Genomic DNA, 19,623 nt, shown 5'->3' with positions numbered 1-19,623 from the left:
AGTGCTGTTAGCCGGCGTGCGGAGGCCGGGTGGGGATGAGCTGTTCAGGTGGCTCGGCGAAAGTCGCCCATCGCACGCAGAGCAGCGACCGGGCCACGGTGCGAGGGTGGCTGACTTCGTTGACTGGTGCCGTCACTTCAGTTCGATCTCGATGAAGGTCAGCGGGGCAGCGCCGGTGTTGACGACTTCGTGTTCGCCGCCGGCCGGGCGCGCGTAGGACTGGCCGGCCCGTAGTTGCGAGGAGGTGACGGTGCCGTCGGGAGTGATCACGTCGGTTTGCCCGTCGGTGACGGGTACGACGACGTAGTCGTGCTCGTGCACGTGACGGCCGGTGCTCTCCTGGGGTTCGAAGTCCCAGCGGGTGACCCGAACCCGCTCGTCTTCGTTCTGCACAGTGGCTCGGGCGGTGGTCGTCATGGTCGATCTCCTCGTCGTCGGTTCCCACACCTGCACGCCGGACCGGTGCGGCTGCCCGGGTGGCAGACTAGCCGCCGGGTGCTGCGACGGCGGGGGCGGTGGTCGAACGGGCAGGTCGGTGCCCCGGGCATCGGCCGACGCTCACCTCTGGGGCCCCGGTTTCGTATGTGCGCGCCAATCCCGCCGCCATTCCTCGTGCCGCGGGACAAGAATGGGTGCCGGTGTGATCCGGATACTGGCAGCGGAGGATCGAGAACCGGGGCCGTGCGCCGGCGCAGTTCGCGCTCGTACTCCGTGCGCCGGGCGACGATCGTGTCGCGCAGGTCGGCGCCGGTCTCGACTACCGTGCGCAGCTCGGGGAGTTCGAGGAACATGGCGTCGTCGGGGCGGGCGACGAGCCCCTTCGCGTGGAGTTCCGCGCCGATCAGGAGGAGGCGGCGGCGCCGGTCGCGCAGGGCGTACAAGCCGGCGAACTTGCCCGCCTCGCGCAGTCCCGTCAACTCCCGGGAGCGGCGCAGGAAGAAGCCGGCGAGGCGACCACGTAGGGCGTGCTCGCGGCGGGCCCGCCGGGCGAGCTCGGTGAGCATCGACTCGGCCCTGTCCGCGGCGCGGTTGAAGCGGCGGTCCGGGGCCTGTTCGGGGTCGGTGACACGCAGGTAATTGGCGAGCATCGTGAACACCAGCGCCGGGTTCTCAGCCCAGCGCGGTACGCCGATGTCGACCTCGGCGGCCGATCGGATGCCGTACCTCTCGAGGAATGCGTCGAGGCCGAAGTCCGGGAGATTGCCCGCCAGGTGGACGGCAGCGAGCTCCGATGGCGGGGTGTTGAGCAGTATCTCGCGGTATGGCTCCGCGCTTCGGGCAACTTCCCACAGCGCGAGGTCCATCTCGATCGTGACGTTGTGCGGCATGCCGCAGCACCCGACGGCTCGAGGGCCACGTCGGGTTCGCGTTCCTTGCCTACGCCGCGGTGAAGCCCGCAATCCACGCAGGGCTGCGCGAGGACTCGGCGGGGATGCGCGGGTTCATCGCGCAGCAGCTGCGTGCAGCCGGAGCGGAACGCGTCGACCCCGAACTTGGGGCGATCGGCCTGATGGCCCTCGTCGATGGCCTCGGCATGCAGTTGCTGTCACGGCAGTACGCAGAGAAGGATGCAATCGCCGCGCTGGACGCCCAACTCGCCCTGATCTTCGGCGAGGCCCGGGCGAGCTGAGAGGCCAACGGGCCCCGGAGCCCAGCGGCAACGCCCCCCAGCGTTCGTCCATGGGCGAGCAGCTCTCCTCCGGCCCCTCCCGATCGTGCACTGGGCCGGCGATGTGCGTCATGCGGCGGATCAACGAGCAGATCCACGGCGATGTCTCGCCGGCAGGACCACTGCGCGGAGCGAAGGTCGCAGTCGGGCCGCTGCGGGAGCGCTACTGGGTCGGTTAATCGGTTGCGGACCTTCGGGACGGGGTGTCTGATCCCGGCTATGACGATTGTGCTGGGAACGCCGGCGGTCGGCGGGGTGCGCGAGGCCATGGCCGCGCTGCGGGACTGGCAGTACGACGGAGCGCCGATGCAGTTGCATTCGGGGGACATTGGCTGGAACTACCGGTTCGGAACGGCCGAGACGGCCGCGGCGGTCCGGACCTGGAGCCGGGACGGACGGATCCTCGCGGTCGGGATGCTGGACTCGCCGATGCTGGTGCGGATGACGGTCGCTCCGGACGCTTTCCACGATGAGGGCTTGGCGCGGCGGCTCGTCGAGGACTTCTCGCTGCCTGAGCGCGGCGTGCTGCCGGAAGGAGCGGTGTCGATCGAGGCGCCGCTGGGCCTGCTGCTTCACGACCTGTTGACCAAGGAGGGCTGGGGTGTCGACGAGCCGTGGACGCCGCTCTTCCGCGGCCTCGCGGAGCCGGTGGAGGACCCCGGCATGCGGATCAGGGCGATCGGCCCGGAGCAGGCGCAGGACTTCGCCGACGTCCTGCGGTCGGCGTTCAACACCTCAAGGCCTACGCGCGATTACTGGCACGCGATGTCGGCGGGACCGTTCTACGCGGACGCCCGCTGCCTGGGCGCCTATGACGACCAGGACAACGTGGCGGCGGTGGTGACGGTGTGGTCGGCCGGTCCGGGGAAGCCGGGGCTGGTCGAGCCGATGGGCGTACACGAGGACCACCGTGGTCGCGGCTACGGCCGGGCGATCACCGTGGCCGGGGCGGCCGCGCTGCGGGAGATGGGCTCGTCGAGCGTGCGTGTTTGCACGCCGAGTTCCAACGTCGGTGGCATCGCCACGTACAAAGCGGCCGGGTTCGAGGCGCGGCCGGAGGTGCGGGACCGGATCCGGACGGCCTGACACCTTGGCTGCTCGGCAAAGCGGGCCCGGGTTCCCGGCGATCGCCGAAATGCGGGACCGTACTCGGGCCGCCTGACGTCGGGCCACGCGCGATGATGTGATTCAACTGCTGGATGCTCGTGCTGGTCGTGGGCGGCAGTCTGGGGTGTAGCTCATTTGTCGGCGGCGGCTACGAGGTTCGCCAGGACGAGCAGGGCCCGCAGCTGGCGGGTGGCGGGTGCGGGGTCGGTGCGGACGCCGGCGTACTGTCCAAGCTCCCCAACCGCCATCGGATGAACGCCCCCAGCTAGGCACCGGCAGGCGCCATTTCGGGAAGCGGCCCGTCAGCGAGCGCCGGGGGCAGGTCCACACCGGCCCGATGGGGCGAGGATGGTCGGCCCCTCGTCAGTGCGTGCTTCTGAGCCTGGGCTGCCCTGGTCATCTGACCGAACGGGGCACCGACGAGGGGAAACACGAGCAGACGACGGGCCGCCCCCGACATGCTGTGCGCTAGGCAGTCGAGCCGCTGGTCTGACGCTTCAGCCGCATTCGGGCAGATGTCGGTCCTGATCAATAGGCTCCAAGCCCATGGCCTATGTCTTTGACGTCTTCACAGAACCGCGGCGCGGCAACGTCCTCACTGGCAGCGTGCGGTACCGGGGCCCTGACAACCCTGACAGCCACGGGTTCTCCCAGGGGCCCCTGTTCGGGCTTCAACTCATCATGTCCGGCTGGGAGGAGCTCTGCGATTTCGGCTTCCCCCGCCCGGGGGCAGTCTCCGCAGCGACGGAGGCCGAGTTCAAGGAGCTGTTCGAGCTGGACAGCGGCCCATGGGTGCGCGTTGACGAGGAGGGCTATTTGTTGAAGGAGGGCTCCACCCAGGTGCGCATACCTCGTGTCAAGGCGGAGGAGCCTTACCAAGGCCAGCTCCACGCCGAGCGCGGGCGACGCTTCTCGAATGGCGCCCACTACATTCAACTGGCCCCACAGCCAGACGAGTTCGCCCGTCGTGCTACGGAGATCATCGTCTCCTGGAATATCCACGAGGACGACTCCACGGCCTTGGAGGACGGCGAGGGAGCGTCCGCTGACTTCGCCCTTGAGGTGAGCGACCCCCGCTATCTGGAGCACTTCGCCCAGGGCGAGTACTTCCAGACGGTTTTCACGGGCCTCGCCCCCTCGTAGGTTCGACCAGTCGCTATTTCACCGTCGCTCGGCGGTCTTCTGGGCTGACCCTTCGCCTTTCGGTGGGGGATGGCCAGCCTGGTGTCCTGGTAGCCGCCGTCGGTGATCGTGGTGGTGTGGCCGATGGCGGTCTTGGCGCCGGACTTCTCTCAGCCGCCTCTCGAGTGAAGAGGGTGGCACCCTTTTTCGTCGGTAAGGCACTCCGCTGCGCGGGGTCCATTTTCCGTCCCGTGAAGACGGCTACCTGCGCGAATGACTCATGGCACTTGCGGTCGTAAGGGACGACGGGACTTGGTGGCCCCGTAGTGACACGCGGCGGACGGAAAGCCCGGATGGATCAGGAAGTGGGCGGACCGAGCCGAAGAGACGGTAGCGCCCTGACGTGCGGTTTTAGGGAGATCGAGAGGAAACGGGGTAGGAGGTCGGAAGAACCGAAAGGACTCGCCGATCTGTTGATGCCCAGTTCGCCTGGTGCGCCCCGCGCGCCGCTCACTCCCAAGGCGGTCCGGCGGGCCAACCCCCTGTCGGCAGGCAACGCGGGTGGGGCCCCGCGGGGTGGCCGTAGCAGCACTCGTTGCTACGAAGTGGTCGACACTGCCTTTTGAGGCGCCGGGCTCCCGGTTCGTCCGTCGGACGCCTGCGCTGTGCCGATGCGGTGGAGGTGGGCCGTGCACACAATGCCGATCGCGGAGATGAGCATCAGGGCGACGGCCGACGGCCAGTAGTGACCGCCCGTCGCAGCCGTGAGCGAGACCGCGGCGAGGGGAGCGAGGCCACCGAAGATCATGTTGCAGATCTGGTAAGAGAGGGAGATGCCGGTGTAACGGACGTGCGGTGCGAAGCCCTCGACGAGGATCGACGCGATCGGCCCGTACAGCGCGGACATCACCAGGCGCATGGCCAGCATCATCAGCCAGATGAGGAAGACGCTGCCGGTGCCCAGCACCATGAACTGTGGCAGGGCCAGGACGATGACGCCCGCGAGCCCGGCGATGACGACCTTGTGCGATCCCACGCGGTCGGCGAGCCACGACAGCCAGGGGGTGACGGCGAGTTCGAGGAATGCCGCCAGGGTGAGGCCGTTCAGCAGCATCGACTCCGACAGATGGAGGTCGCCGGTGCCGTACGAGAGCAGGAAGCTGGTCACGAGGTAGTAGCCGCCGGTCGCGGTGGCCAGGGCGAGGACGCCGATGAGGACCGTGCGCCAGGCTCTCTGGAAGACCTCGACGACGGGCAGTTTGGTCACCCCGCCGTCTGTCGCCTGATGCTCCTTGCGCACCTCTCCCATGACCGGGGACTCCTCCAGCTTGACCCGGACGACCAGGCCCACGATCACGAGCACGGCGGAGGCCAGGAACGGCACGCGCCAGCCCCAGCTCATGAAGGTGTCGTGACCGAAGAGGTTCATCAGGCTGAAGGCGCCGGTCGACAGCAACGCGCCGACCGAGGACCCGAGTTGGGCGAACGAGCCGAAGAATGCGGCCCTGCCCCGCGGGGCGTTCTCGACGGCGATCAGCACCGCGCCGCCCCACTCCCCGCCGATCGCGATGCCCTGGACCAGGCGCAGAACGATCAGCAGGATCGGGGCGAGCGCGCCGACCTGGGCGTAGGTGGGCAGCAGACCGATGGCGAACGAGGCGGCGCCCATCATCACCAAGGTGATGACCAGAGTCTTCTTGCGCCCGACACGGTCACCGATGTGCCCGAAGATGATGCCCCCGAGTGGGCGCAGCAGAAAGCCCACGGCGAAGGTCGCGAAGGCGGAAAAGGTCCTGAGGTACAGCGACATGTCCGGCGGGAAGAACACGTCGTTGAAGACGATCGCAGCGGCAGTGGCGAACGCGTAGAAGTCGTACCACTCGATGGAGGTGCCTGCCAGCGCCGCGACGGCGGCTCTGTACGGGCTTCGCCCGGCGGCGGGCTGCGGGGGAGAGGAGGGGGACACGGGGCCTCCGGGTAAGGAAGGGGAGGGGCGTGGGGCGGTGGTCAGCGGCCGGGTGCTGCCCAGGCGCGGGTGCCGCCGATCCAGGTTTCGCGTACGTCGATGGAGGAGAGCTCGGCCGGGTCGGCGGTGAGCGGGTCCTCGGCCAGGACGACGAAGTCGGCGAGCATGCCGGGGGCCAGGGAGCCGACGGCGTGTTCGCGGTGCAGGGCGCGGGCGGCCGAGGCGGTGTGTGCCTGCAGCCCGTCCGCCACCGGCATCCGCAGGGAGGCGTCGCCGAGGACGGTGCCGAGCACGGTGCGCCGGGTCGCGGCTGCGGAGACGGCCTCCAGCGGGGCGGGCGGGGCGACGGGTGCGTCCGAGCTGAAGACGACGGGGACGCCGGCGGCAAGGCAGCTGCCGGCCGGGTTGTAGCGGTGACCGAGGTCGCCCACGGCGGTGAGGGTGCCGTCGCCGGTGCGCAGGTGGTGCTGGGGCTGCATGACCGGGATGACGCCCAACCGGCCCATGCGGGCGATCTGTTCGTCGGTGGGCAGGCCGGAGTGCTCGATGCGGTGGCGGATCCCGGGGCGTTCCCGATCGGCCTGGGCCTTCTCGACGGCATCGAGGACCATGCCGATGGCGTACGGGGACTGGGCGTGGGTGGCGGTCTGCAGCCCGGCGTGGTGGGCACGGCCGACGAGCTCGGCGTACTCCTCGGCGGAGTGGTAGAGCTGCCCGTGGTGGCAGCAGTCGGCGGCGTACCCGTCGGGGAAGTACGCGGTCCAGCCACCGAGGGTGCCGTCGGCGTAGAACTTGACGCCCTGCACGCGGAACAGGTCGTCGCCGAAGCCGTGCACGACGCCCAGTTCGAGGGCGGTGTCCAGGAGCGCGGAGGTGAGGTAGGCGGAGACGCGCAGGCGCAGTGAACCGTCTGCGCGGGCGCGCAGGTACGTTTCCATCTCGCGGCGGGAGGCCTGGGCGTCGCCGACGGTGGTGACTCCGGCGGCGAGGAAGACCTCCTGGGCGCGCTGGAGATGGTCGGCCATGACGGCGTCGGGCTCGGAGAGATGGAAGTTCGGGCCGTGGTTGCCGATCTTCACGCCGCCGGGCCCCGTGAGCAGGTCGCATGCGGCGTCCCAGAGCCGGCCGTCCGGCTCGCCGGAGGCGGAGCGACCGATGCTGCCGCCCTCGGGGTCGGGGGTGCCCGCGGTGACGCCGCAGGTGCGCAGGGCATGGGAGTTGACGACGCCGCCGTGGCCGGAGGCGTTCATCACGTACACCTCGCGGTCGGTGGCGACGCGGTCGAGGTCGTGGCAGGTGGGGTGACGCTGCTCGGCGAGGCGGCGGTGCTCGTAACCGAAGCCGCGCACCGGAACTCCGGCGGGCAGTTCGCGGGCCGCTTCGGTGAGGACCGCGACGAGCGTCTCGATGTCCGGTACGTGCTCGGGGCGGCAGTCGACCCAGGCGAGTGCTTGCCCGTACATCACGGGGTGGCAGTGGGCGTCGACGAAGCCGGGGTGGACGAGGCCGCCGTCGAGTTCGAGGGTGTCGTCGGCCCGGCCGCCGAGTGCGGCGCGAGCGTCGTCCGTGGTCCCGATATGGACGACCCGGCCGCCGCGGACGGCCAGTGCCTCGGCTCGTTCGGTGGTCCCGGGGGCGGCGACGGCGGCGCCGGTCACCAGGAGCGTGCGGCCGGCGTCGTCGAGGGGTTGGTGCATGAGAGGGGCCTGCTTTCGACCTGGACGTCCATGAGGGAGCCGTGCCTACGGAGAGCCCGCGACGGCTGATTCGTTCGCATGGACGATATGCAGCAGACGATGTCTTGCCTAGACCCCAGGCTTGCGAATGTTTCGGAAAGTTCTCTTGGCTTTGACTTACGTATCGTCTGGCGTGGCGCTCAGGGGGCGGGAGTGGTGAGGTCGTACCGCTCCTTGACCAGCTCCAGGTGGACCCAGCTCTCCACGCTGCGGACGCCCGCGCTTGCCCGCATTTCCTCCAGTGTGTTGCGCACCGCTGCGAGGGACTCCGCGCTGATCGTTCCGACGAGTTCCGCGCGCCCCATGCAGGCGGACAGGAAGGAGACCCGGTCCCACTGGCCGATGCGCCGCGCGACGTTGTCCCGCTCGCCGTCCAGGCGTACGGCGAATCCGCAGAGGAAGCCCAGCCCCAGCAGTTCCGGGCGGACGAGGGCGAGCACCTTGGCGGCGCCGCCGTCGAGGAGGCGCAGGGTGCGTGCGCGGGCGGCGCCGGGTGAGATCCCCACGCGTTCGGCGAGTTCGGCGAAGGGGAGCCGCCCGTCGTGCTCCAGTTCGTTGAGAATCAGCCGGTCCGTCGCGTCCGGTTCCGGCATATCGGGCCGGCCTGCCGGTAGGTACGGATCCTTCAGGTGCTGGAGGGAGATCAGCGGGTCCACCGCGTCAACGCCCTTCAGTGATCTGATCGATTCGATGGCCCGGTCCAGCTCCGGCAGCCCCGGGGTGCGCAGCTCCGCCATGATCGCGTGGCTGCCCGCGGTGAGGGTGACGAAGGGCGCCTGCGGCATGGCGGCGACCGCGCGGGCCACCGGTTCGGCCGGTCCGCTCACGCCGATCGACAGATGGGCCGAGGCGGTCAGGCCCTGTACGGCGGGATGCACGACGGCCACCACGCGGACGCCGCCTCCGGCGAGCAGCCGCTGCACGCGGGCGCGGGTGGCGGGGCGGGAGAGTCCGACGCGTCGGGCCAGCGTCTCGTACGTCAGGCGGCCGTCCGACTGCAGTTCGCGGACGACGGTCAGATCGGTCGGGTCCAGATCCACCTGGCGTTTCCCCTCGGCTCGGTTGTCCGGGTGCGGGCGCGCCCGGGGCAGGGCCCATTCTCGACCACCGGAACGCCGGGGCTCTGAGAGGCGGACGGAGTGACGCGCATCACTGCCGTACGTATCGCTGCCTCTGGACAATTTTACCAGATGAAACGTAAGTTCAGCGCGGCCCGTACGGTCGAATCATCATTTCGCTGCCACTGAAGGTCTTGAGGAGCTCAAGGAGGATGGGATGAGTCGACCCATGGTGGTGTTCACGGACCCCGAGGAACTCGACGTGGGCCCGGGGATTCGGTTGTTGACCGAGGCGGGATTCGCCACCCGGGTCGTGGGCAGCCGCGACCCGGACGCGATCGCTGCCGCCGCACGCGACGCGGTCGCACTGATCGTGGGCTACGCCCCGGTGGATGCCGCGCTGCTCGACCGCCTACCCGGCGTGCGGATGCTGGCCACCATGTCCGCGGGATACGACATGATCGACACCGCGCACGCGCGTCGGCTCGGTGTGTGGGTGAGCAACCTCCCGCAGGCCGCGACCGAGGACGTCGCCGTCCACGCGCTCGCCGCCGCGCTCGGGCTCGTACGCGCCCTTCCCCAGGCCGACGCCACCGTGCGCGGCGGCGGCTGGAACGCGGAGTTCGCAGAACTGCCGCGCAGGGCCGGTGAGCTGACACTCGGTCTCATGGGGTTCGGTCGAATCGCGAGGGCCCTGGCCAGGATCGCGGGCCCCGTCTTCAGCCGCATCGCCGCCTACGACCCGCACGCCGCGGCGGCCGGGTGGCCGTCCGACGTCGAGCGGCTGGGCAGGGACGAGCTGGTCGCCGCCTGTGACGTCCTCTCGCTGCACACCCCGCTGACCGAGCAGACCCGCGGCATGGTCGATACGGAGCTGCTCTCTCGTATGCGGCCGGGGGGCTACCTGGTGAACGTCGCCCGCGGTGAACTCGTCGACGCCGCCGCGCTGTTGGCCGCCCTGGACGGCGGACGGCTCCGGGCCGCGGCCCTGGACGTGTTCCCGGTTGAGCCTCCGGCGCCGGATGACCCCTTGCGCACCCACCCGCGCATTCAGCTCTCCCCGCACAGCGCGTACCTGTCCGATGCCTCCCAGCGCGCCTACGTGTGCGCGCCCGCCGAGAACGTCATCGCCTGGCACCGGACCGGACGCCCGCTGACCCCGGTGGTCCAACCGACAACCGAAGGAGCCGCATCATGACCGAAATGCCGACCGCCCTCGACTCGGACCGGGTGGAAGAGATCCGGCTGCGCCGCGAACTCGCCGCCGTCTACCGGCTCGTGGCGCACTTTCGGATGACGGACCTGATATTCACCCACATCTCGCTGCGACTCCCCGGGCCCGACCACCACTTCCTGATCAACCCCTACGGCCTCCTCTTCGAGGAGATCACCGCTTCGAACCTGGTCAAGATCGACCTGTCCGGCAATCCCGTTGAGCCCACGGCCCACCCAGTCAACCCCGCGGGCTTCGTCATCCACAGTGCGATCCACGCCGCGCGCGCGGACGCCCACTGCGTCCTGCACACCCACACCCGGGCCGGCTGCGCCGTCGCCGCCCAGCGCGACGGGCTGCTGCCGCTGAACCAGATGTCGATGGAGTTCTACGACCGCGTCGGCTACCACGACTACGAGGGCGTGGCCCTCAACCTCGACGAGCAGAAGCGCCTGGTCGACGATATCGGCGACCACCCGGCGCTGATCCTGCGCAACCACGGTCTGCTGACGGTGGGCGAGAGCGCGGCCCAGGCATTCCTGCGCATGTACTACCTGGAGAAGGCCTGCGAGATCCAGGTCACCGCCCAGGCCGGCGGCGGACCACTGACCGTGCCGCCGGCCGAGACGTGCGAGTACACCGCCCGGCAGCTCGCGGGCGACGCGGACGCGGACCTTCAGGACGATGTCGCGTACGACCTGGCGTGGGCGGCCATGCTGCGTCTGCTGAACCGGGTGGCTCCGGACTACCGGGACTGATCTGTCGGGCCATGGGTTCGACAGTCGGGGACGGGGCCGGGCCGACCCTTGAGAACTCTCGATGGTGCCGCACTGCCAAGGACTCCGCGGCTTGCAGAGGCAGATCGGCATCCTGGTCTCGGTGGGATGGCTTGGTGCTCGGCGACCTCCGCGCCGCGGTCCCAGGTGAGTGTCCATCGCAGTTTGCGCGGGATGCCACACGAAAGCTCTGTTCGCGCCTCTAAGTCGGCGGGCCGAACGACAGGTGGCGACGCACTGCGCGGGAGACCGATGCGCGGCTCCGAGTCACACCGGAGCCCTCCTCATCCGGGCAGGGCCCGGGCGAATCCGGCCGGTCGGCCTCCACGGTGGAGGTGGCCTCGATGTCCGGGGCGGCCGTTCATGGCGGCCGTTTCGGCTCGCGGCTGCGGCTCGTTGATCCGCTTTTGCGCAGAGGCCGCCCGGGCTTGCTCCCGCCCTTGGACTCCGAGGCCGGCTTCTTCGCGGTCCGCTCAGTGGCCTCCGAAACGTGGCCCGAGGCTTTGCCCGAGACCTTGCCGGACGCCCTGGCCGTGGACTTCTTCGCCTTACGCGCATCCGACCGCGCGGTGTCGGTTGCGCTGCCGCCCGCTTCGTCGACCGTCTTTCCTGCGGCCACCCCCACCTCCTCGGTGGCCCTTCCTGCGCTCTTGCCCACCGCTCCCGCTGCCCTGTCAGCCCCCTCGCCGATGTTCGCCGCCGCCTTGCCGGCCCCCTTGCCCGCGTCCTGCACCGCTTCTCCGGCGCCCTTCCCCAGTTCGTCGACCGCCTTCTCGGCGCTGCTGCCCAGGCTCTCCGCCGCGGACTCGAGACCGGATGCCACGTGCTCCAGGATCTCGGGGTTGCGGTCGATGGTGGAGAGCACCCTGCCAACGATCGCAGCGACATTGTCGAGCCGGACCTTGAGCAGGGCCTGCGCCTCCACGCCCTTGATGTCGAGCTCCACCCGGCCCAGCGACACGTCGGCGCCAACATTGAGCTTGAGAAGGTCCAGGACCTCCACCTGCAAGGAGACCCTGGCCTGCAGGTTCTCGACCTGCAGGCTTATCTCATCGACCTGGAGCTGCGGTACGTCGAGGAGGACGTCTGGGTCGTCGGGCTTGCCCACGGGCTGAGACTGAGGCGCCTCTTCCAGCTCGCCTTCGAGCAGCTCGTCTTCTTCGTCCTCGTCGTCCCACTGGGCGCCGGCCGACTCGCCATCGGACAGGGATCCGTCATGCTCCTCTTCGTCCGTGTCCTGCTCTTCCGGCTCGGGCTCAGCGTGGGCGTGGTCCCTCATGCTGCCCCTCAAATTGTGCGTGCGAGTATCCGATCATTTTTCACACTAGGGGCGGCATCCTCATCCCGCGCCCGGAGCCGAGTAGCGCTGCCTGAGCGCCGGAACGTGCAGGCAGCAAGGTGCCGACAAGGGACCCTGCGCAGCGCCCCATCGGTTGACGCCGTCGCGCCAAGAAGAACTGGGTTGCATAGCACCCTGGTGGCAAGCACGTCAGCAGGCGGACTGGCCCGGCGCAGCAAACTGCGATCACCGTCTCCGACGCTATCGATGGTCAGGCCCATCACCAACGGTCTTGCCGTCGCTCAGGAGCCGTCCGCCTGAGACTGCGCAGTGGCCAGAAGCGGCGGATCGAGCCGATCACCCCGCATGTCTGCCTCATACGACAAGCGGTAGTAGAGAAGAACTGCGCCTGCTGCCTGGGCGGGCATGGTGCCGGGGCATCGATCACGGGGTACATCAGGTGATGGAGGGTAGGGAGCCTCATCTCACGGCGACCACCGGAACCTCGAGGCTCGTGGCGCCCTCATGGACCGCTTTCAGCGCACCGACCCTGTTTCCGAAACGTCGTGACTGCACCACTCGGTGATCTCGGCTGTCTCGATCAGCAGCTGTCCCTCAACGCCTGCCCGTCCAGTCCAGATGGTGCAGGCCCCTTGTGACGCTCTTCGCTGTATTTCCGGCGTACGCAGATCGCGCGAAACGCGGAACGATCGTCATCTCCCTCGGCTGGCCGGAGCCAGCTGACGGGTGGCTGCCCTCCCACCGGCTGCAATCGGTCACGAGCTCAGCCGTAGAGGTCGGCTGGCAGGTGGCATTCACACGCAGTCACAAAACAATGCTCAACTCAAAGGGTCTGACAGTCTCATTGTTACTCGCGGCGGGAATCTCTACCCGTCTGCCTTCAAGGTCGCGTTAGCGCCCTGCCGCGTTACTTCCTGGGCAAGCAGCCGCGTCGCTGGAGAAATCAAGTATGTGCGCCCAGCATCTCGGGCAGTAAGTGTGGCCGGCTGGTAGGTGCGTGCGCTTCCTCAGCTGCCGGCTCCGACCGCCTCACGTACTTTCTCGCCGGCGGCATGAACTGCTTTCTTCGTCCCGCTCTTGGCGACCTTCTTGGCTGCTTGGCCGGCAAACAGCTCGGGGACAGTGATAGTTCCTGAGTCGCGTTCCAGGTCCAGCCGGTTGCATGCCTCGGCGAACCGCAGGTATGTATCGACACTCGCAACGACGATGCGGGCGTCGATCTTGACGACCTCGATGCCGACCAGCGAAACCCGGACGAACACATCGATGACCATTCCCCGGTCGAGAATGAGTTCGAGCACGTCGTACAACGTGCCTGCACGCGGTGGGCAGGCGATCTCGCCTGGCGAGGTCGTGGAGGTCACTGGTGATGCCCTTCCGGTGGTTGGCCCAGGCCGTCGCCCGTCGCCCGTCGGGCTGAGCTCGGGCCACGGGTCGGTGCGGAGTTCGAGCCTGGTGTCGAGGCGGGCGTCTGTGTGGCTCCACCCGTCACCACCAGTCTGTTCACCCTGCCCGACAACGCACCCCGAGAGGGACCGACAGGGTTCCTGTCACATGAACGCAGGGCTGCCTGATACGAACCCCATGCCTTCGTCATGAAAGGCGGCACTGCTGTCGGCTGAGCGCGCCGAACACGGCCCAGCGATACCCGTCTCTCTCAGGCATCAGGGTGCCCAGAGGCTCAAGGGCAGGCGCACATGCTCTGCGACGGTCTGATTCGCCCACCGCTCCTCGCCTCGAAGATGGCGCTCCCCAGGCCCCACGACTCGGCGAGAGCCCCTGGCCGCCCGGCGCTCCCGCAAAGGCGGGAAGCTGGTGCTTCGAAGCCATTCCGGGAACTCAGCAGGCTGAGTGGCCCTCACTCAGCATAGGGAACCCGGAGTTTGCCCCAGGACGTTGGTCCTGGCCAGCCGTCCGCGTCCGCGCCCTGGTACCCGAGCTTCCTCTGCCACATGGCGTAGGAATCGCGGTGGTGTGTCGTCCACAGATTTCCGCTGAGAGGGTGGGCCGAGGGTGGGCCGGTCGGGCCGAATTCGGAGCATCCTTCTTCGACCAAGCGCGTTGCCATCAGGTTGATGATCGGGCTGCTCGGCTCACTTTTGAACCACTCGGAACCTGGGAAAGGGACATAGCTGGATGTGTTCATCCTTGCATGTTGGTCGTATTCACCATTGCCTGCATGCCCACGCCCTTGCGGCTCGGTGAGTTCATACGACTGGCGGATGCCTGAGGAACGTCGGCCGCCACGCTCGCCGCCCCCCAGAGCTGCCGCGACGGCCTGTGGAAGCAGCTCACCGTCACAGCATCATCGAGGGAGCCTTCACCTGCAGGCCGTCGCGGGCGGTGTCCTGGGTGCACTGTGGGTGGTCCATGCCCGACGGATCAGGCTACGCACGGTGATGACGGTATCCGCCAGGTCGAAGAAGACGTGATGAACGTGGTCGAGGCCGTGCCGAACGGCCGAGGCCCGGGCGTACTGTACTGGGACCCCACCTGGACGGTTGTCACGGGCAACGGCTGGGAGAAGCAGTCTCTGTTCGACTGCGATGACAAGCTGCTGCCTGCGGCGCACTGGTTCAACCACTGCTGACACGCCGTGCATTGCGGCGGGCGGGCTTGGACGCGCCCGCCCTGTCCACGTTCTCCGCTACCGGCTACCACTCGGCCACGGAACCGTCGTCCCTACGGCCGCGTCCTGGCCCAGGCCCCGCGCGACGAGGCAGCCGTCCTGGTCACCGACCTCCATCTGGACGCCCGGCGTGACTGGCTCGAGCTGTTCCGCTTCCTCGGAGGGGACGGGCAGGCACCTGACGTCACTCGACGCGGTTCGGGCTGTGGCGGGCGACGCTCAGGCGGACGCGTGTGGGGAGTTCGTTCCAGCCGGCGGATGCGCGTGCCCGCTCGACGGCCTCGTGCAGGCCCTCCAGTATCTGCTCCGGACTGGTGCCGGGGCTGAGGGTGATGCTGATAGGAGCCTGTGGGTGAGTGCGTGGGCCATAGAGGTGTGTGTGACTGCCCCGGACGCCAGGCAGCGTGTCGATGCCGGCGGTGAGGGCGTCGCTCAGAGCGTGGTTGCTGACCGCGACGGCCTCCTCTGGTGGGGCGCCGACGGACAGCTGGCGGGGGCGACGCCGTCGCTGGGACAGCAGCCACGTCAGGGCGAGCAGCATGAGCAGGGCCAGTACGGCGATGACGGCCGGCCACCACCAGCTCAGCTCTGTCCACCGGGTCTGATCGGCAGATGGGACCAGCACGTGATGCGCGGTGGTGAGCGGCCAGCCGGCCGGCGGTGTGAGGTTCCAGCGCCGGTAGACGTCGGTACCGCCGGCGAGCACCAGGAGGCCGCCGCCCAGCAGCACGAGTCCGAGCAGGGCGAGAAGAACTCGGTTGGTCTTGGTGCGTTCGCTCATCATCAGCTTCTCCAGGAAATCTGCTCACGCGGTCCGGAGATCGTCAGGCTGGGTGCCGGCGTACGCGGAGCACCAGCCGAGGGGGGCGCGCCAACGCGAGCCGGTCGTGTTCTTCGCGGCGGATGGTGTCAGTGAGCTCGTCCTTGACCTCGCCTGTGTCACGAAAGCGCACACCCGCAAGGACTGAGACGCGGCGGCGGCGCACCCGGACTCGCGCCGTGCTGACCCCCGGGACACGCAGAGCGGCATCGCGCAGAAGCAGCGCTGCGCCCTTGCGGTCGAGCACAATGCGCATTCGTCCGTATCCGTCGGAGGGCGCCCGCAGCGGCAGTTGGGACCGCAAGCCCGGGGTGAGGGCCAGGATGATGAGCCACAGTCCCAGGGCCGCGGCGAGGGCGGCCCCGGCGAGAATCCAGAGGTTGTCCAAGGGGCGGGTGGCGAGTTCGTCGGTCAGGGTTGTCCACCAGGCGGTGGCCCCGTGTCCGGTGCGGATCCATATCGCTTCGAAGAGTAGTGCCCCTGCTGCGAGCAGGATCAGCGAGGCGGCCAGGCACGCGGGGACCCGACGCGCTGACCAAGGACGGCGGTGGCGTTCATTCGTCGGCGCGTTCTGCCGCAGGGATTCAACGGGCGGCGCCTGTGTTGTGGCCGGCTGCGATCGTGGGAGATCAGCGTCGGGGTCGGGCCGCGCGTGCCGTGTGCGGGAAGTCATGATCATCCTGTCGTGTGCGCGTGCCATCTGGTCATTCGACCCGTCCTCGTCGCAGCCTTTCCCTGGAGACGAGCCGCTGGACGGACACGGTGATGTCGTCGATACGCATGCCGGTCAGGTGGGAGACCCGGTCGGCGATGTAGCGCCGGATCTCGCCACAGGTGCGGGCAATGTCGACGGGATAGGGCAGGTCCAAGGAGATCTTGAGGCGGGCCGAGCCGTCGTGCACGGTGGCTGTGGACTGAGCAGGGCCCAGGCCGAGACGCGCGGGGGACCGGCCGGCTTGCCGGATGAGAGCTTCGCGCGCAGCCTGGGCCGCGATGCGGGCCACCACGGTGTCGGGGATCAGGATCGCGCCGCGTCGGGCGGACACGGGGAGGGAGGGCGTGCTTGTGCCCTCCCCTCCCGAGCCGCTTCGACCGGGAGACGACGGGAGTTGGGCTGTCACCGGACTCGCCCGGTGTGCCCGGCCCGGGGGCCAGGTCCGTAATTGCTGCGGGGGCGTTCGAAGGTCTGCCGGCGCCCGTAACCCTCGCGGGCCTCCTGGCGCTCGTATCCATCGCGAGTGTGTACGTAGTCGCTGACGCGCACGTCACTGCGCGCCAGGTGGCCGATGATCAGACCGACCAGGCCCATGGCGGCGACCACGATAAAGGCCCCGAAGCCGCCGAAGTAGCCGGCGAAACCCAGCGTCAGGCCGGTCAGGAGCCCCACCACGGTTGCGTTCATCGTTCATTCACCAGTCTTACGTTGCTGTTTCTTCCCTCGCGCCGTGGCGGCTTCGAGGGCGGGGCTGGGGAGGTCACTCCACGCGCTGCTCGTTGTCGTCGTCCTCGTCCCCGGGCAGGTCGATGTCAGCGACGGCGATGTTCACCTCGATGACGTCCAAACCGGTCATGCGTTCCATGGCCGAGACCACAGCGGTGCGAACCTCTGTGGCGACCTCGGTGATGGGGAACCCGTAGTCGACCACCACGTCGAGGTCCACAGCCGCCTGGCGCTCGCCGACCTCGACGCTCACACCGCGGGTGGTGCTGGCCTGCGCGCCGGGCATCCGCTCCCGGACGCCCCCGATGGCCCGCGCCATACCGGAACCGAGGTTGTGGATGCCCGGAACCTCGCGGGCCGCCGTCGCGGCGATCTTCTCCGCGACGGTTTCCGCGATCGTGGTCCGCCCACGGCTCTCCGGCGAAGGGCCGCCACGCTTCGGATCCTGCTGCGTCGTGGTCTCCTCGGCCGGCCTGCGAGCTTTCGTGACTGGGCGGGATGTCGTGTTCGCCATGACGTCCTCCAGGGCGAGTGGAGCGGTCACCGGATCAGCGCCCGTCACAAGATTGGACACATAAGGTGCGAAAACGTCACACATATTTGTGATCCACATCACGTAGGCTGGGTCTGGATGCCTGACCGGACCGCGTCGTCAGGAAGCCCGGGCGGAGGTGGGATGGTCTCGCGGTCTACGGAGCGCCTCAGGTAGGAAGCGAACAGTGGATGTGGAGCACGAGGGACTCTCATCTCCTCGGCGCGCGGAGTTGCCTTCGCACACCGGGGCAGGGCGTTCGGCTGACCGTATCGGCGACACCGAGCACGACCTCGGCGACGGTGAGAATGGCCTCGGGGACGTGGACGACCGGCTTCTGGTCGTCCGTGCCTCCGAAGGCGACGACGACGCGTTTGCTGTGCTCGTTCACCGTCACAGCGGGCGGCTGCTGGCTCTGGCCTATCACATGCTGGGCAACCTCCCGGACGCCGAGGAGGCTGTGCAGGACGCCCTCATCAGCGCATGGCGGCGCCTTCCGGAGTTTCGCAAGGACGCCACGTTCCGCACGTGGATGTATCGCATCGTCACCAACCGATGCCTCAATGTCCGCCGCGCGAGAGCCCCTTCCGTCTCCCTCGATTCCGTCCCCGAGCCCGCGGCTCACGACGCCGGCGGTGAACCGGCCCGTGCCGCCGAAAGCGCGGCGGCCACAGCCGCGTTGGCCCTGGCGCTCGGAAACCTCCGGCCCAGTCAGCGTGCCTGCTGGGTCCTGCGGGAGCTGCACGGGCTGTCGTACGAAGAGATCGCGCAGGTGGTGGGGGAGAGCGAACCGACCGTACGCGGCAGGATCTTCCGGGCACGGCGCACGCTGATGAAGGAGATGGCCTCATGGTCCTAGAAGATCCCCCTGCCACCTCTCCTCCCGACGAGCTCACCGCCGCTCACCAACACACTGACGCGGCACAACTGGTCGGGGACGAAAGGCTGCCCTGCGGACGGATGGTCAGCCACGTCTGGGAGCGGGCCCGCACCACTGACGATCAGACCGATGCTCACACAACCGGCTGCGCGTTCTGCCGGCAGGCGATTGAGGGGTTGACAGCCCTGGACCACACCACCCGCACTCTGCGCGCGGAACGGCCCAGCGCCCGCACGGTCGCGGACCGGGTTGTGCGTGCCGTACGCGCGGAGGCACGGCTCGGCCAGATGCTGCCTCTGGACGACCCCATGCAAGAACTTCGGATCGCGGAAACCACAGTGGCCAAGGTCCTGCGCCGCGCCGCCGACCGGATCCCCGGAGTACGCGCCGCCGGCTGCCGCCTGACCCCAGACGATGCCGGCGCCAAGGTGACCATCACCATGACCCTCGCCGCCACCCTCGACCAACCCCTGCCCATCCGAGCCGCCGAGGTGCGCCGGGCCGTCGCGTACGCCTCTGCCCACGAGATCGGCCTCGCCGTGAACAGCATCGATCTGTGGATCGAGTCCGAACTGGAGCCCATGACGTCCGCAGCCTCCGCCGAACCCAGCTCACTGAACGGGACCAGAACATGACCGCCGTCGACACGACAGGCGTCGAGCAGACAGCAGCCCGGGCCGCGCTGGCGGTCCCCGGCGTGGAGGAACTACAACCCAGCCTGCGCCACTCCCTGGCCGACGCCGCGACCCGCATCCGGCGAACTCTCGGCGCACCCAATCCGTCTCCCGCAGCCGGCATCCGCGCTCACCACGCACCCGGTACCGGCGCATGGCATGTCGAAGTCCGCTGCGTAGTCAACGAACACCGACGCGCCCTCGACACCGCGCGCGACGTCCGCGAGAGCGTCCGGGCGGCCGTCAGATCTCATACGGCCCCTCACGGCCAATCAGGGAGCGTCACTATCGTCGTCACCGTTACGCGCATCACCGGGGATCGAACAGCGCTCCACTTGTGCACCGACCGGTAGTTCGAAGTTTCTGGGGGTGCCTCGCCAGTGCCGCCGCCTTCCCGGTCTTCCCGAGGGCGGCTGCGATGGCGTCCAGCTTTCGCTCGACCGCGCGTTCGCCTGCAGTTCAAAGTCCCTTCGCAGGGACACCACGAGCAAGGCCACCACAGAAGCATGTGGTGGCGCCAGCGCCGCTACATGCACAGAGTATGCCGATCGATTAACCGCATCGGGTGAAAATGCCGCCTGTCCGGGCCTCCTGAGGTGCTTCCGTCCGCCCTGGAGGGTTGTCTGAAAGGGAGCATCGGGAGGCCGTATGTGGCAGAGCTTCGGCAACGCCCGCATGATGGCGCGCGGCGGATTGTGCG

The 19,623-nt window shown here is 68.8% G+C and carries 20 protein-coding genes and 3 pseudogenes; 10 read left to right on the top strand and 13 right to left on the bottom strand.

Annotated features, from left to right (window positions below; translation table 11 throughout):
• Positions 1 to 132: 132 nt before the first annotated feature.
• Together ACGFZW_RS00230 and ACGFZW_RS00225 are read right to left on the bottom strand one after the other, a co-directional pair.
• The gene (locus ACGFZW_RS00230) at positions 133 to 417 is read right to left on the bottom strand and encodes a cupin domain-containing protein (RefSeq protein WP_393890716.1); all 285 of its coding nucleotides are present in this window, start codon (positions 415 to 417) and stop codon (positions 133 to 135) included.
• Entirely contained in the window at positions 414 to 1,328 is a 915-nt protein-coding gene (locus ACGFZW_RS00225; protein WP_393890715.1) for a hypothetical protein, read from the bottom strand. The genes ACGFZW_RS00230 and ACGFZW_RS00225 overlap by 4 nt, the downstream gene beginning before the upstream one ends.
• Before the next feature lie 23 nt (positions 1,329 to 1,351).
• Here ACGFZW_RS00225 and ACGFZW_RS00220 point away from each other — a divergent pair.
• The 4 genes and pseudogenes from ACGFZW_RS00220 to ACGFZW_RS00205 all read left to right on the top strand — a co-directional run.
• Positions 1,352 to 1,630: pseudogene (locus ACGFZW_RS00220) on the top strand (TetR family transcriptional regulator C-terminal domain-containing protein); the annotation flags it as partial.
• A gap of 50 nt (positions 1,631 to 1,680) precedes the next feature.
• Positions 1,681 to 1,848: a hypothetical protein gene (locus ACGFZW_RS00215; RefSeq protein ID WP_393890714.1), complete on the top strand. Its 168-nt coding sequence runs from the start codon at positions 1,681 to 1,683 to the stop codon at positions 1,846 to 1,848.
• Positions 1,849 to 1,888: 40 nt separating this feature from the next.
• Positions 1,889 to 2,755: a GNAT family N-acetyltransferase gene (locus ACGFZW_RS00210; protein ID WP_393890713.1), complete on the top strand. Its 867-nt coding sequence runs from the start codon at positions 1,889 to 1,891 to the stop codon at positions 2,753 to 2,755.
• 567 nt (positions 2,756 to 3,322) lie between these two features.
• Positions 3,323 to 3,919 (top strand): hypothetical protein, encoded by a 597-nt coding sequence (locus tag ACGFZW_RS00205; RefSeq protein WP_393890712.1) that lies wholly within the window; start codon positions 3,323 to 3,325, stop codon positions 3,917 to 3,919.
• 577 nt (positions 3,920 to 4,496) lie between these two features.
• Here ACGFZW_RS00205 and ACGFZW_RS00200 read toward each other — a convergent pair.
• The 3 genes from ACGFZW_RS00200 to ACGFZW_RS00190 form a co-directional block, all read right to left on the bottom strand.
• A complete protein-coding gene (locus ACGFZW_RS00200) occupies positions 4,497 to 5,864 on the bottom strand; it encodes an MFS transporter (protein ID WP_393890711.1) in 1,368 nt (455 codons plus the stop codon).
• Positions 5,865 to 5,905: 41 nt separating this feature from the next.
• Complete coding sequence (locus ACGFZW_RS00195) at positions 5,906 to 7,561, bottom strand: amidohydrolase (protein WP_393890710.1); 1,656 nt, start codon at positions 7,559 to 7,561, stop codon at positions 5,906 to 5,908.
• A 179-nt stretch (positions 7,562 to 7,740) separates the two neighbouring features.
• Entirely contained in the window at positions 7,741 to 8,640 is a 900-nt protein-coding gene (locus ACGFZW_RS00190; protein WP_393890709.1) for an Lrp/AsnC family transcriptional regulator, read from the bottom strand.
• 235 nt (positions 8,641 to 8,875) lie between these two features.
• Between ACGFZW_RS00190 and ACGFZW_RS00185 the strand changes: the two genes are divergently transcribed.
• On the top strand, positions 8,876 to 9,856 hold the full coding sequence (locus ACGFZW_RS00185) for an NAD(P)-dependent oxidoreductase (protein WP_393890708.1): 981 nt from the start codon (positions 8,876 to 8,878) through the stop codon (positions 9,854 to 9,856).
• Positions 9,853 to 10,629 (top strand): class II aldolase/adducin family protein, encoded by a 777-nt coding sequence (locus ACGFZW_RS00180; protein ID WP_393890707.1) that lies wholly within the window; start codon positions 9,853 to 9,855, stop codon positions 10,627 to 10,629. The genes ACGFZW_RS00185 and ACGFZW_RS00180 overlap by 4 nt, the downstream gene beginning before the upstream one ends.
• A gap of 379 nt (positions 10,630 to 11,008) precedes the next feature.
• Here ACGFZW_RS00180 and ACGFZW_RS00175 read toward each other — a convergent pair whose 3' ends face one another.
• The 3 genes and pseudogenes from ACGFZW_RS00175 to ACGFZW_RS00165 form a co-directional block, all read right to left on the bottom strand.
• On the bottom strand, positions 11,009 to 11,926 hold the full coding sequence (locus tag ACGFZW_RS00175; RefSeq protein ID WP_393890706.1) for a hypothetical protein: 918 nt from the start codon (positions 11,924 to 11,926) through the stop codon (positions 11,009 to 11,011).
• A gap of 1,034 nt (positions 11,927 to 12,960) precedes the next feature.
• Positions 12,961 to 13,311: pseudogene (gene gvpJ, locus ACGFZW_RS00170) on the bottom strand (gas vesicle protein GvpJ); the annotation flags it as partial.
• Between the two features lie 494 nt (positions 13,312 to 13,805).
• Positions 13,806 to 14,093, bottom strand: a complete 288-nt coding sequence (locus ACGFZW_RS00165) for a peptidoglycan-binding protein (protein WP_393890705.1) — start codon at positions 14,091 to 14,093, stop codon at positions 13,806 to 13,808.
• A gap of 291 nt (positions 14,094 to 14,384) precedes the next feature.
• On the opposite strand from ACGFZW_RS00165, the gene ACGFZW_RS00160 reads away from it, so the two are divergent.
• Together ACGFZW_RS00160 and ACGFZW_RS00155 are read left to right on the top strand one after the other, a co-directional pair.
• Positions 14,385 to 14,537 carry a glycosyl hydrolase 53 family protein gene (locus tag ACGFZW_RS00160; RefSeq protein ID WP_393891260.1) on the top strand — a complete coding sequence of 51 codons (153 nt, stop codon included), beginning with the start codon at positions 14,385 to 14,387 and terminating at the stop codon, positions 14,535 to 14,537.
• Positions 14,538 to 14,627: 90 nt separating this feature from the next.
• A pseudogene (locus ACGFZW_RS00155) lies at positions 14,628 to 14,735 on the top strand (hydrolase); the annotation flags it as partial.
• Positions 14,736 to 14,760: 25 nt separating this feature from the next.
• On the opposite strand, the gene ACGFZW_RS00150 reads toward ACGFZW_RS00155, so the two are convergent.
• The 5 genes from ACGFZW_RS00150 to ACGFZW_RS00130 all read right to left on the bottom strand — a co-directional run bounded on the left by ACGFZW_RS00150 (position 14,761) and on the right by ACGFZW_RS00130 (position 17,351).
• Entirely contained in the window at positions 14,761 to 15,357 is a 597-nt protein-coding gene (locus ACGFZW_RS00150; protein ID WP_393890704.1) for an alkaline shock response membrane anchor protein AmaP, read from the bottom strand.
• A 43-nt stretch (positions 15,358 to 15,400) separates the two neighbouring features.
• Positions 15,401 to 16,069 (bottom strand): DUF6286 domain-containing protein, encoded by a 669-nt coding sequence (locus tag ACGFZW_RS00145; RefSeq protein ID WP_393890703.1) that lies wholly within the window; start codon positions 16,067 to 16,069, stop codon positions 15,401 to 15,403.
• 31 nt (positions 16,070 to 16,100) lie between these two features.
• Positions 16,101 to 16,442, bottom strand: a complete 342-nt coding sequence (locus ACGFZW_RS00140; RefSeq protein ID WP_393890702.1) for a hypothetical protein — start codon at positions 16,440 to 16,442, stop codon at positions 16,101 to 16,103.
• 71 nt (positions 16,443 to 16,513) lie between these two features.
• Entirely contained in the window at positions 16,514 to 16,798 is a 285-nt protein-coding gene (locus ACGFZW_RS00135) for a hypothetical protein (protein WP_393890701.1), read from the bottom strand.
• 73 nt (positions 16,799 to 16,871) lie between these two features.
• Positions 16,872 to 17,351, bottom strand: coding sequence for an Asp23/Gls24 family envelope stress response protein (locus ACGFZW_RS00130; protein ID WP_393890700.1), 480 nt, complete (start codon positions 17,349 to 17,351; stop codon positions 16,872 to 16,874).
• Between the two features lie 340 nt (positions 17,352 to 17,691).
• Between ACGFZW_RS00130 and ACGFZW_RS00125 the strand changes: the two genes are divergently transcribed.
• Entirely contained in the window at positions 17,692 to 18,228 is a 537-nt protein-coding gene (locus ACGFZW_RS00125; RefSeq protein WP_393890699.1) for an RNA polymerase sigma factor, read from the top strand.
• Positions 18,219 to 18,884: a hypothetical protein gene (locus ACGFZW_RS00120; RefSeq protein WP_393890698.1), complete on the top strand. Its 666-nt coding sequence runs from the start codon at positions 18,219 to 18,221 to the stop codon at positions 18,882 to 18,884. Before ACGFZW_RS00125 ends, ACGFZW_RS00120 begins: the two co-directional genes overlap by 10 nt.
• Positions 18,885 to 19,623: the final 739 nt, after the last annotated feature.

Origin of the sequence: Streptomyces sp. NPDC048248, from assembly GCF_043201875.1 — a bacterium.
Classification (GTDB): Bacteria; Actinomycetota; Actinomycetes; order Streptomycetales; family Streptomycetaceae; genus Streptomyces.
The sequence above is the reverse complement of the archived record's forward strand: the minus strand, read 5'-3'. Positions and strand labels throughout refer to the sequence as shown.

What these genes read in the sequence shown, in the direction of transcription:
- ACGFZW_RS00185 (WP_393890708.1), top strand. Translation starts at nt 8,876, where the DNA reads ATGAGTCGACCCATGGTGGTGTTCACGGACCCCGAGGAACTCGACGTG.
- ACGFZW_RS00205 (WP_393890712.1), top strand. Translation starts at nt 3,323, where the DNA reads ATGGCCTATGTCTTTGACGTCTTCACAGAACCGCGGCGCGGCAACGTC.
- ACGFZW_RS00165 (WP_393890705.1), bottom strand. Translation starts at nt 14,093, where the DNA reads ATGAACACATCCAGCTATGTCCCTTTCCCAGGTTCCGAGTGGTTCAAA.
- ACGFZW_RS00175 (WP_393890706.1), bottom strand. Translation starts at nt 11,926, where the DNA reads ATGAGGGACCACGCCCACGCTGAGCCCGAGCCGGAAGAGCAGGACACG.
- ACGFZW_RS00145 (WP_393890703.1), bottom strand. Translation starts at nt 16,069, where the DNA reads ATGACTTCCCGCACACGGCACGCGCGGCCCGACCCCGACGCTGATCTC.
- ACGFZW_RS00215 (WP_393890714.1), top strand. Translation starts at nt 1,681, where the DNA reads ATGGGCGAGCAGCTCTCCTCCGGCCCCTCCCGATCGTGCACTGGGCCG.
- ACGFZW_RS00120 (WP_393890698.1), top strand. Translation starts at nt 18,219, where the DNA reads ATGGTCCTAGAAGATCCCCCTGCCACCTCTCCTCCCGACGAGCTCACC.
- ACGFZW_RS00230 (WP_393890716.1), bottom strand. Translation starts at nt 417, where the DNA reads ATGACGACCACCGCCCGAGCCACTGTGCAGAACGAAGACGAGCGGGTT.
- ACGFZW_RS00150 (WP_393890704.1), bottom strand. Translation starts at nt 15,357, where the DNA reads ATGAGCGAACGCACCAAGACCAACCGAGTTCTTCTCGCCCTGCTCGGA.
- ACGFZW_RS00130 (WP_393890700.1), bottom strand. Translation starts at nt 17,351, where the DNA reads ATGGCGAACACGACATCCCGCCCAGTCACGAAAGCTCGCAGGCCGGCC.
- ACGFZW_RS00225 (WP_393890715.1), bottom strand. Translation starts at nt 1,328, where the DNA reads ATGCCGCACAACGTCACGATCGAGATGGACCTCGCGCTGTGGGAAGTT.
- ACGFZW_RS00210 (WP_393890713.1), top strand. Translation starts at nt 1,889, where the DNA reads ATGACGATTGTGCTGGGAACGCCGGCGGTCGGCGGGGTGCGCGAGGCC.
- ACGFZW_RS00195 (WP_393890710.1), bottom strand. Translation starts at nt 7,561, where the DNA reads ATGCACCAACCCCTCGACGACGCCGGCCGCACGCTCCTGGTGACCGGC.
- ACGFZW_RS00135 (WP_393890701.1), bottom strand. Translation starts at nt 16,798, where the DNA reads ATGAACGCAACCGTGGTGGGGCTCCTGACCGGCCTGACGCTGGGTTTC.
- ACGFZW_RS00180 (WP_393890707.1), top strand. Translation starts at nt 9,853, where the DNA reads ATGACCGAAATGCCGACCGCCCTCGACTCGGACCGGGTGGAAGAGATC.